Annotated in this window: 1 protein-coding gene; it reads left to right on the top strand. The window is 41.9% G+C overall.

Annotated elements, in window-relative coordinates; all coding sequences use genetic code 11:
- The coding region (locus tag ES677_RS15450; RefSeq protein WP_170235084.1) for a hypothetical protein at positions 1 to 577 on the top strand (577 nt) is incomplete at both ends.

Below are 577 nucleotides of genomic sequence, written 5' to 3'. Positions count from 1 at the left end.
GCAGCTCCAACCACAGAATGTTATGAAACTGCAACGTTTAATAATGATACGTGTATATGGGATGTAACAGGAACACAAGCAGCAGCACCAGCGACAGAATGTTGGGAAACAGCGACGTTTAATACAGAAAGTTGTACTTGGGATGTAACAGGAGATCAAGCAACCGAGCCAACGACAGAATGTTATGAAACGGCAACGTTTAATAATGATACGTGTATTTGGGATGTAACAGGAGAACAATCAGCAGCACCAACGACAGAATGTTATGAAACGGCAACGTTTAATAATGATACTTGTAGTTGGGATGTAACAGGAGATCAATCAGCAGCACCAACGACAGAATGTTATGAAACGGCGACGTTTAATAATGATACGTGTAGTTGGGATGTAACAGGAGAACAATCAGCAGCGCCAGCGACAGAATGTTATGAAACCGCAACGTTTAATGATGATACGTGTATTTGGGAGGTAACAGGAACACAAGAAGCAGCACCAACGACAGAATGTTATGAAACGGCAACGTTTAATAACGATACTTGCGAATGGGAGGTAACAGGAACACAACAATCAGAACCAA

It is taken from the genome of Bizionia gelidisalsuginis, assembly GCF_008086185.1.
Lineage (GTDB): Bacteria > Bacteroidota > Bacteroidia > Flavobacteriales > Flavobacteriaceae > Bizionia > Bizionia saleffrena.
The sequence above is the reverse complement of the archived record's forward strand: the minus strand, read 5'-3'. Positions and strand labels throughout refer to the sequence as shown.